General features: G+C 58.4%; 9 protein-coding genes and 1 tRNA gene. 5 read left to right on the top strand and 5 right to left on the bottom strand.

Translation table 11 applies throughout. From position 1 onward, the window contains the following. Nucleotides 1–47 precede the first annotated feature (47 nt). Both HMPREF1992_RS04750 and fliD read right to left on the bottom strand, forming a co-directional pair. Entirely contained in the window at nucleotides 48–233 is a 186-nt protein-coding gene (locus HMPREF1992_RS04750) for a YjfB family protein (protein WP_021684726.1), read from the bottom strand. A 16-nt stretch (nucleotides 234–249) separates the two neighbouring features. Next, entirely contained in the window at nucleotides 250–1,080 is an 831-nt protein-coding gene (gene fliD / locus HMPREF1992_RS04745) for a flagellar filament capping protein FliD (protein WP_021684725.1), read from the bottom strand. 162 nt (nucleotides 1,081–1,242) lie between these two features. Between fliD and mtaB the strand changes: the two genes are divergently transcribed. The 5 genes from mtaB to nirJ2 all read left to right on the top strand — a co-directional run bounded on the left by mtaB (nucleotide 1,243) and on the right by nirJ2 (nucleotide 5,849). After that, the gene (mtaB, locus tag HMPREF1992_RS04740) at nucleotides 1,243–2,538 is read left to right on the top strand and encodes a tRNA (N(6)-L-threonylcarbamoyladenosine(37)-C(2))-methylthiotransferase MtaB (RefSeq protein ID WP_037358605.1); all 1,296 of its coding nucleotides are present in this window, start codon (nucleotides 1,243–1,245) and stop codon (nucleotides 2,536–2,538) included. Between the two features lie 45 nt (nucleotides 2,539–2,583). After that, nucleotides 2,584–2,661: transfer RNA gene (locus HMPREF1992_RS04735), tRNA-Arg, on the top strand. Between the two features lie 174 nt (nucleotides 2,662–2,835). Further along, nucleotides 2,836–3,474, top strand: coding sequence for a TetR/AcrR family transcriptional regulator (locus tag HMPREF1992_RS04730; protein ID WP_021684721.1), 639 nt, complete (start codon nucleotides 2,836–2,838; stop codon nucleotides 3,472–3,474). A gap of 30 nt (nucleotides 3,475–3,504) precedes the next feature. Beyond that, nucleotides 3,505–4,695, top strand: coding sequence for a putative heme d1 biosynthesis radical SAM protein NirJ1 (gene nirJ1, locus HMPREF1992_RS04725; protein ID WP_021684720.1), 1,191 nt, complete (start codon nucleotides 3,505–3,507; stop codon nucleotides 4,693–4,695). Nucleotides 4,696–4,703: 8 nt separating this feature from the next. Further along, nucleotides 4,704–5,849 (top strand): putative heme d1 biosynthesis radical SAM protein NirJ2, encoded by a 1,146-nt coding sequence (gene nirJ2 / locus HMPREF1992_RS04720; RefSeq protein ID WP_021684719.1) that lies wholly within the window; start codon nucleotides 4,704–4,706, stop codon nucleotides 5,847–5,849. A gap of 529 nt (nucleotides 5,850–6,378) precedes the next feature. On the opposite strand, the gene HMPREF1992_RS04715 is transcribed toward nirJ2, so the two are convergent. From HMPREF1992_RS04715 to HMPREF1992_RS04705, 3 genes are all read right to left on the bottom strand, one after another. Beyond that, nucleotides 6,379–8,235 carry a heavy metal translocating P-type ATPase gene (locus HMPREF1992_RS04715; RefSeq protein WP_021684717.1) on the bottom strand — a complete coding sequence of 619 codons (1,857 nt, stop codon included), beginning with the start codon at nucleotides 8,233–8,235 and terminating at the stop codon, nucleotides 6,379–6,381. Between the two features lie 21 nt (nucleotides 8,236–8,256). After that, nucleotides 8,257–8,475 carry a heavy-metal-associated domain-containing protein gene (locus tag HMPREF1992_RS04710; RefSeq protein ID WP_021684716.1) on the bottom strand — a complete coding sequence of 73 codons (219 nt, stop codon included), beginning with the start codon at nucleotides 8,473–8,475 and terminating at the stop codon, nucleotides 8,257–8,259. Nucleotides 8,476–8,668: 193 nt separating this feature from the next. After that, nucleotides 8,669–9,156: methyl-accepting chemotaxis protein (locus HMPREF1992_RS04705; protein WP_021684714.1), on the bottom strand; the 488-nt coding region annotated here is incomplete at its 5' end.

The raw sequence follows: 9,156 nt of genomic DNA, 5'->3' as shown, positions 1-9,156 counted from the left end.
ACGAAGTTTTTGGCTTCATGCAACACCCCCTTTTGTTTTAGAGTGGTTTATGCAGATACGTCGATGCTGTTCCCAAGGCTGGGGTCGAGGCTCGCTGTGGTTTCCTCGATGAGTTCGAGGGCCTCCTTGCCGGAGTCCATGGCGAGCTTTGCGACGGCGATACCGAGGCTCTGCTGTGCCTGGGCCTGGTGCATTCCAACTGACATCTGTGCAATGTCCATTGTAAGATCCATTGTGCTTCCCCCTCTCTTAGACGTAGATGCTGAAGAGATTCAGCATGTTCGAGTAGCGCGACATGGTGGGCAGCGATCTGCCGTTCAAAAGGCTCGACGCGTAGTTGAGCTGACTGCCGATTGCCTGCTCCATGGACGGAATGACGCGGCTGCGCGACATCTGCGCATACTGCGCGTGACGGTCGGCGCGACCGGCGAGTCCGCCCTTGCCGAGGATTGCCTCAGACTGAGCCGGGGACTCGGTGAGGGCGCGTGCAAGACGGCTCTCGTTCACGCTCATCTTGCCTGTTTTGGCGTCGACGGTGATGCCCATCTTCGCGTATGAGTCCGCCTTGTATGTGGTGTCGGAGAACTCTGTGCTGAGCTGACGGACGCCCTTGCCAAGGCTCTTGTTTTCCCGCAGGAAGTCTGAGGTCTCGTTGTACTTGTTCACGAGATCCTTGACGTTTCCAATGGCAGTCTTGAGGCGGTCACTGTAGGATTTGGAGCCGTCTGCATTCGTCGTGATGTCGGAACTGCTGAGCTGATAGTCCATCCCGCTGACCTTGCCGGCGGATTTGCGCAGATCCTTCATGTTCGAATCGTACTCGGCGTAGAACTTGGAACTCGTCTCCGCGTAGGACTTGCGCAGGCTTGCCGCCTGATTTGCGATGTCCATGATGGAACGGAGCTCCTTCGCACTGGATTCCGCCCCCCTGTACTGTGTGGAGTAGTAGCTGGAGCTGGGGCGTCTGCGCGTCTGATTGCCGCCGAAGAGCGCTGCCGTCGCATCCGTGCGTGAGTTGCTCGTATAGAGCGATGTGTAGATGCTGCGCGCTGCGCTGGTCATCTGTGTAATGGTTGCCATATATCTTCCCCCTTCCCTGGTTGTGGCACGATACCATGAGGATAATTTCCTACATACTATTATATCGTTTTTTGGCAAAATGTCATTAGTTTTACGAGAAAAATTTATCATTTGTCATGCGTTCTGTGGTAGAATAGGAAAATATTTGGAAGGAGGTACGGCTTGAGGGCTGCATTTATGACGCTCGGCTGTAAGGTGAATCAGTTCGAGACGGAGACAATGGAGGGGCTGTTTCGTGCGCGCGGCTATGATGTAGTCGCATTCGAGGACATGGCGGATGTCTATGTCATCAATACGTGCTCGGTGACGCATCTGAGCGACCGCAAATCACGTCAGCTGATTCGCCGCGCGGCGCGGACGAATCCCCGTGCCTGCATCGCGGTGACAGGCTGCTATGCACAGGTCGCTCCCGAGGAGATCCGTGCGCTCGAGGGAGTGCGTGTGGTGATCGGGACGAAGGAGCGTGCCCGTATCGTGGACTATGTGGAGGCATCACTTCATGAGACGACGGGCATCGCGGGGACAATCACGGATATCATGCAGGCCCGTGTCTTTGAGGACATCCCGCTCCACGCACTCCCACACCGCACGCGTGCTTTTTTGAAGATCGAGGATGGATGTCAAAACTTCTGCACGTTCTGCATTATTCCCTATGCACGCGGCCCTGTGAAGTCGCGCGAACTCTCTGCCGTTGCGCGTGAGATGGCGCTTCTCACGGAGGCGGGCTTTCACGAGGTGGTGCTGACGGGGATTCATCTCGGCGCATACGGCATTGATCTCGCAGAGCGGCCGACGCTGGCTGATGCGTGTCGTACGGCGCTCGCCGAGAAAAAGCTGCGCCGCCTGCGCCTCGGGTCACTCGAGTCGGTGGAGCTGTCCGCGGATCTTCTCGATCTGATACGGTCGGAGCCGCGCTTTGCAGCGCATCTGCATCTGCCGCTGCAGGCGGGGAGCGATCATGTGCTGCGTGCGATGAATCGCCACTACAGTACGGCGGATTTTGCACGTCTGATCGCGGAGGTGCGCGCAGCGGTGCCGGGCGTTGTGATCTCGACGGATATCATCGTTGGCTTTCCGGGAGAGACGGAGGAGGATTTCGCAGCGGGGATGGCGTTTGTGCGTGAGATCGGCTTTGCTCGGATGCATGTATTCCCGTACTCGGCGCGCAAGGGAACGCCCGCAGCGCGACGCGCGGATCAGGTGCCGCCGATGGTGCGAAAGGAGCGTGCCGCACGGATGCAGGCGCTCGCTGAGGAGATGGCAGAGGCGTATCACCGCAGTCAGCTCGGTACGGTGGCGGAGGTGCTCTTTGAGACGACGGCAGACGATGTGACGGATGGACTGACGGAGACGTATGTCCGTGTCTATACGGACGCAGATGTTGCGCGCGGGGAGATTGTACCGATGCGCCTCACGCATCTTTACAGAGATGGAATTTGGGGCGAAAAAATCTCTTGACACGCTCCCTCCAATCTGCTATTATAATCGAGTCGCAAGACACGTGACTCAGTAGCTCAGCTGGATTAGAGTATTTGACTACGAATCAAAGGGTCGGGGGTTCGAATCCCTCCTGGGTCACCATTATGAATCTATAACGTCGACTGTGGTCGGCGTTTTTTGTTTTTCCTATTCTCAAATAGATGACTGAGAATGAAAATATGAACGGCGTTCATTTTTCTCTTTTCAAATGCATTCTTTTTCGGTATAATAGTTCTGTATGGCAAAAGAAAGGGTGAGGTTCTTTTGGAGGAGAAAATGGGCCGCCGAGAGCGCAAGAAGCTGCAGTCCCGCCGAACGATTCTGGAGGCAGCGATCAGTGAGTTCTCGAAGAAGGGCTACAAGGAGACATCCGTTGCGGACATTATGAGCACGGCAGATCTCGGGATCGGGACGTTCTACAATTATTTCAATTCGAAGGAGGATCTGCTGTTCTCGCTGCTTGGACGTCTCGGCGAGACGATTCGCATGGCGCTTGCAGAGGCGCGCGCAGCGGAGCGCAGTTCGCTCGAGCTGCTGGAGGTGGGCGCACGCGTGACGGCGAAGTTCCTCGATGAGAATCGATTTGTCATGCCGTTGTTCCTCTCGGCATCCCATCATGCGATGCATGGCGGGCCGGAGATGGGGGGGCTGGAACGGCCCGTGGCAAAACCGTCGAGCAGCCGTATGACGCCGCAGATCAAGCAAGTCTTTACGGAGATCATCTGTGCGGGGCAGGAGGCAGGCGAGATCCGCAGTGATGTGCCGGTCGATTTGATTGCGGAGATGTTCCACTCGCTCTATCAGGCCGCGGCATTTAGTCATTTGGAGATTTCCTTTCAGGAGAATATCGCGCTCAAGACGCGGCTCCTCCTCGACGGGATTCGCAAGCGGAATGAGCAGCCGTCTGGCGAATAAATAATTCTTGTGTGTATTTAGGAGACCGCAATGATCAGCGTAACGAAGCTTCTTTTTATGGATGAATACTATGGCGACGAATTGCGTTACGGGCATAATGCACATCGCATGAAGAGCGGTGCAGCGGAGGGCGTGGGACCTGTCGTCGTGTGGAACTCGACGCGCACGTGCAACCTGCGCTGCCGTCACTGCTATATGGAGTCGGACGGGCAGAAGTATGCGGGTGAGCTGACGACGGAGGAGGCGAAACGCTTCATCGACGATCTGGCGGAGTTCCGCGTGCCGGTGCTGCTGTTCTCGGGCGGCGAGCCGCTCATTCGCCCCGACTTCTTTGAACTGGCGGAGTATGCGCGTGATGCGGGCGTGCGCCCGACGCTCTCGACGAACGGGACGCTCATCACGCGCGATGTGGCCCAGCGGATCAAGGATCTCGGCGTCGGCTATGTCGGCATCTCGCTCGACGGCCTTGCGGATGTGAACGATATGTTCCGCGGGGTCGAGGGCGCGTATCAGCGTGCGATGGAGGGGATCGAGAACTGCGTTGCCGTGGGGCAGCGCGTGGGTCTGCGCTTTACGATCAACCACCACAACATCATGGAGCTGGACAAGATCTTCGACTTCATCGAGGAGAAGGGGATCAATCGTGTCTGCTTCTATCATCTCGTCTACTCGGGGCGCGGCGGCCAGATGATGGATGAGGATGTGTCGGCGGAGGAGTCGCGGCGTGCGATGGATACGATCATAGCGCGGACGAAGGATTTCGAGGCGCGCGGCCTCAAGAAGGAGATCCTGACAGTGGACAACCACTGCGACGGGGTCTATATGTATCTCAAGGCTATCGCGGAGGGCAACGATGCGGGGGCGGAGCAGATCAAGAAGCTGATCGGCGCGAATGGCGGCAACCGCTCGGGCATCGCGTTCGGTGAGGTCGATCATCTCGGCTACGTGCACCCCGATCAATTCACGCAGCACCATACGTTCGGCAACGTGCGTGAGCGCAAGTTCGGTGATATCTGGCAGGATATGACGCACCCGATTCTCGCGGGGCTGAAGGATCGCAAGCCGCTGCTGAAGGGGCGCTGCGCCAAATGCCAGTACCTGAGCTGGTGCAACGGCAACTTCCGCACGCGCGCCGAAGCGCGGACGGGCGACTTCTGGGAGTCCGATCCGTCCTGCTATCTGACGGATGAGGAGATCGGTATTGCGAGGGCTGCGCTGTGAGCGCCCCGATGGAGGCGGCGCACGCCGCACACGGGCACGCGATGGGGGGACATCCACACGCAGCAGCGGGACATCCACACGGTATGGGGCACCCCGGCGGGCATCCGCATGGTATGCCGAAGGGGCACCCGCAGGGCGTTGCGGGCGGCGGCGTGAAGATCATCTCGTGGAATACGACGAATGCGTGCAATATGTACTGCGCACACTGCTACCGCGATGCGGGCTGCCGCGCGGACGAGGAACTCTCGACGGAGGAGGGCAAGAAACTTCTGCACGAGATCGCAAAGGCGGGGTTCCGCATCATGATCTTCTCGGGCGGAGAACCCTTGACGCGTCCCGATATCCTTGAACTCGTTTCCTACGCGCGCGGACTTGGGCTGATCCCTGTGTTCGGCACGAACGGGACGCTGATCGATCTGCCGATGGCAAAGGCGCTCAAGGAAGCGGGGGCGTGCGGCATGGGCATCTCACTTGACTCGCTCGACAAGACGAAGCACGATACGTTCCGTTCCTTCCCAGGCGGCTGGGATGGCGCGGTGCGCGGCATGATGAACTGCCGCGAGGCGGGGCTGCCGTTCCAGATCCATACGACGGTGATGGACTGGAACGCGCACGAGCTTGAGGCGATGACGGACTTCGCCGTGGAGATTGGGGCGAAGGCGCACCACTTTTTCTTCCTCGTGCCGACGGGACGTGCGGAGACGATCGAGGAGGAGTCGCTGCGTGCGGAGGCGTATGAGGATGTCCTCTCGCGCATCATGAAGAAGCAGCAGACGGTGGATATTGAGCTGAAGCCGACCTGTGCGCCGCAGTTCCTGCGCATCGCCGATCAGCTTGGCGTGGATACGCGCTTTTCGCGCGGGTGTCTTGCAGGGTTGACGTACTGCATCATCAGTCCGCGCGGCAAAGTGCAGCCGTGCGCGTACCTCAACCGTGAGCTGGGCGATGTGCGCGAGACGCCGTTCGATGAGATCTGGGCGAAGAACGAGGTGTTCAAGGAGCTGCGTACGCTCGACTACAGCGGTGGCTGCGGCTCGTGCAGCTACAAGAAGGCGTGCGGCGGCTGCCGTGCGCGCGCCGCGTACTACCACGGAGGCGACTTTATGGCGGAGGAACCGTGGTGCCTGTACCATGGGCGGCGCGGCGAGGCGTAAGAGGCTCTCGGAGCCTTATGAGCGGACAATCCTTCTTCCTTGTAAGAACGTCGCATAAGCTACCGGCGCCCCTATCGTCACGCCTGCGGCGCGCCACTTCCCCCGCTTTGGCGGGGGAAGCTGATATGCCGTGATTCACGACAACCTGCCTCCCCCGTCGAAACGGGGGAGGGGGACCGCGAGCGGTCAACGTCAACCAATCACACGTCGCTAACGCTCGTGTTCTTGGGTCGTTTTCGCATACGACCTGTTTCCCAATCAGCTGCGCCCTATGGGCTTGCTTCTTGGACAGGTCAGCAAGCGGTGGAAGGGGCGCCCGTAACGATGTTTCTGACAGAAAGACAGGGCTGCTGCACGAAGTTGGATAACTTCATGCAGCAGCCCTGTTTGCGTGCAAAGGAAAAAAGAAATAACCGCCCTACCTACCAAGCACGAGCGGTTATAACCGTATAATGTGAAGAGGTAGCCGTCTTGTCACGGTTCTCTTTTTTGTGTCTTTATTATATTAGATACGAGGCTGCGATGCAAGTCATTCCCTCACGTGCAGCGCGCGCATGGCGTTGAGGATGGCGAGGACAGTGACGCCGACGTCGGCGAAGATTGCTGCCCAGAGCCCTGCGTAGCCAAGTGCGCCGAGGACGAGGACGATGCCCTTGATGCCGATTGCAAAGATGATGTTCTGCCATGCGATGCGCATGGTCTTGCGTGCAATGTCGATGGCGGTTGCAATCTTCTTCGGCTCGTCGGTCATGAGGACGACATCTGCTGCCTCAATCGCTGCGTCAGAGCCAAGTGCGCCCATGGCGATGCCGACATCGGCGCGTGCGAGCACGGGCGCGTCATTGATGCCGTCGCCGACGTAGGCGAGAGTCTTGCCCTCTTTCTGATGGGACAGACGCGTCTCAACCTGAGCAACCTTGTCCTGCGGGAGCAGCTCTGCGTGAATGGTGTCGATGCCGAGGCTTTTACCGACGCTTGTGCCGATCCAGCGCGAGTCACCCGTGAGCATGACGGTCTCATCAATGCCGCGCTCTTTGAGTGCACGGACGGCAGTTGCGGCATCCTCTTTGACCTCGTCTGCAACGTGGACGACGCCCGCAAAGCGGCCATCGACGGAGAGGTAGACTGCACCTACATGCGGGATTGCGGGGATTCCGACCGTCTTTTTGGACGTGAGCAGATCATGTGTACCGAGCAGAATCATATGCCCGTTGATATGGGCGGAGATGCCGCGCCCTGCATTTTCCTCGAGCGCGTGTACATCTGTATCGTCTGTCGTTTTTCCATTACCGGTAAAGGCGCGGAGGATCGAACGCCCAATGGGGTGTGTGGAGTAGCGCTCTGCGTTTGCTGCGTAGAAGAGCACCTCCTCCTCGCTGAAGCCCTCTGCGGGGACAACGCTCGCGACATGGAAGCTGCCCTTCGTAAGCGTCCCCGTCTTGTCAAAGACAATGGTATCCGCATTCGCGAGCGCCTCGAGGTAGTTGCCTCCCTTGATGAGAATGCCGGCGCGGCTCGCGCCGCCGATCCCCGCAAAGAAGGAGAGCGGAACCGAGATGACGAGCGCACAGGGGCAGGAGATGACAAGGAAGGTCAGCGCACGGTAGATCCACATGCTGAATGGATCGCCCGTCACGAGCGGCGGTACGATCGCAAGAATGACTGCTGCGATAACGACAACGGGGGTGTACCAACGAGCGAAGCGCGTGATAAATGCCTCGGTTGAGGCCTTCTTGTCCGTGGCCTCCTCGACGAGGGAGAGAATGCGCTCGACGGTTGATTCCTCGTAGGGGGTCGTGACGCGGATCTCCAGGACACCGGTCTGGTTGATGCAGCCGCTGATGATCTCGTCCCCTGCGTGTGCCTCACGCGGCATGGACTCGCCCGTGAGTGCAGAGGTGTCGAGCAGGCCGTCCCCCTTTGTGATGATGCCGTCGAGCGGGACGCGCTCTCCGGGGCGCACGAGGATGGTCTCTCCGACCTCAACCTCATCGGGGAACACCTCCTCCTCGGAACCGTCGCGCAGAACGCGGGCGGTATCGGGGCGGATGTTCATGAGCGAGGAGATCGAGCGGCGGGAGCGCTGAACTGCATAGGTCTGGAACCCCTCGCCGATCTGGTAGAGGAGCATAACCGCAACGCCTTCAGAGTAGTCGCTGAGGGCAAGTGCGCCGATCGTGGCGATCGCCATGAGGAAGTTCTCGTCAAAGACACGGCCGTGTCGGATATTTACAGCTGCACGCCAGAGAATGTCCCAGCCGATCAGGGCATAGGCTGCAAGAAGCAGCACCATGCCGATCGGAGTCTCTTCGAGGATCATGCCTGGAATGAAGAGTGCAATGGCTCCGCCGATGCGGTAGAGCATGCGCTTTTGTTTTTTCGACATGGCTGCCACCCTTTCCTTAGATTAGGCCTCGAGAACGGCGTCCGGCTCGAGGGTCTTGACGATCTTCTTGATCTCCTCGAGCACTGCATCGAACTTATCATCCTCTGCGTCGAGCGTCATGCGTTCGCTGAGGAAGTTGACGCGCACCTTGTTCACACCGGGAACCTTCGATGCAGCTTCCTCAATCTCTTGGGCGCAGTGGCCGCAGTCGAGCTCACGGATCGTAAATGCCTTTTTCATGATGATCGTCTCCTTTATTCAAACAACATATGAACAACTATTCAAACAACATGTGAACAACTATTCATGTGTATGATTATAAGGGAGAAGGAAGTGTTTGTCAACAGGCAGGATTTTTATTTTTGCAAGAAAAAGGGGCTGTCGCACGAAGCTAGAAAACTTCGTGCGACAGCCTTTTCTTTTGAAGGACTTCTTACAGCTTAAACTTCGATGTGATGTCGTTGAGTTTCGCTGCCGTATGTGCGAGAGAGTCGGCGCTGGCGCTCACGTCGTGCAGGCTTGCGCTCTGCTCCTCAGAGGCGGCGGCGACGGTCTCGGCATTCGCTCCCGTCTTCTCGGCGACGGTGCTGATGCTCTGGACGTTGCCGACGACATCCTGCATATCGTTCGCTGTGTGGTCAACGGCCTGACTGATGTGCTCAATGCTGCTGCGCACTTCGTCGAGGCGCTTCTGGATGGAGTCAAAGCTCTTCTCCGTCTCAACCGTGACTTCTTTGCTTGCCGTGACCTTCTCCTCGGCACTTTCGATGGCACCGGCGGCGACCTGAATGCTCTCGATCATCTGCGTGATCGTCTGCTCGATCTCGTTTGTCGCGGCGGAACTCTGCTCGGCGAGCTTTCGAACCTCTTCGGCGACGACGGCAAAACCGCGTCCTGCCTCACCTGCACGCGCCGCCTCAA

Source organism: Selenomonas sp. oral taxon 892 str. F0426 (genome assembly GCF_000468035.1).
In the GTDB taxonomy this organism is placed as follows: Bacteria; Bacillota; Negativicutes; order Selenomonadales; family Selenomonadaceae; genus Centipeda.
This window is presented reverse-complemented; position numbering and strand designations above follow the sequence as displayed.

Excerpts from the sequence above, each read along its gene's own strand:
- HMPREF1992_RS04750 (WP_021684726.1), bottom strand. The coding sequence starts at position 233 with ATGGATCTTACAATGGACATTGCACAGATGTCAGTTGGAATGCACCAG.
- fliD (WP_021684725.1), bottom strand. The coding sequence starts at position 1,080 with ATGGCAACCATTACACAGATGACCAGCGCAGCGCGCAGCATCTACACA.
- HMPREF1992_RS04730 (WP_021684721.1), top strand. The coding sequence starts at position 2,836 with ATGGGCCGCCGAGAGCGCAAGAAGCTGCAGTCCCGCCGAACGATTCTG.
- nirJ1 (WP_021684720.1), top strand. The coding sequence starts at position 3,505 with ATGATCAGCGTAACGAAGCTTCTTTTTATGGATGAATACTATGGCGAC.
- nirJ2 (WP_021684719.1), top strand. The coding sequence starts at position 4,704 with ATGGAGGCGGCGCACGCCGCACACGGGCACGCGATGGGGGGACATCCA.
- HMPREF1992_RS04715 (WP_021684717.1), bottom strand. The coding sequence starts at position 8,235 with ATGTCGAAAAAACAAAAGCGCATGCTCTACCGCATCGGCGGAGCCATT.
- HMPREF1992_RS04710 (WP_021684716.1), bottom strand. The coding sequence starts at position 8,475 with ATGAAAAAGGCATTTACGATCCGTGAGCTCGACTGCGGCCACTGCGCC.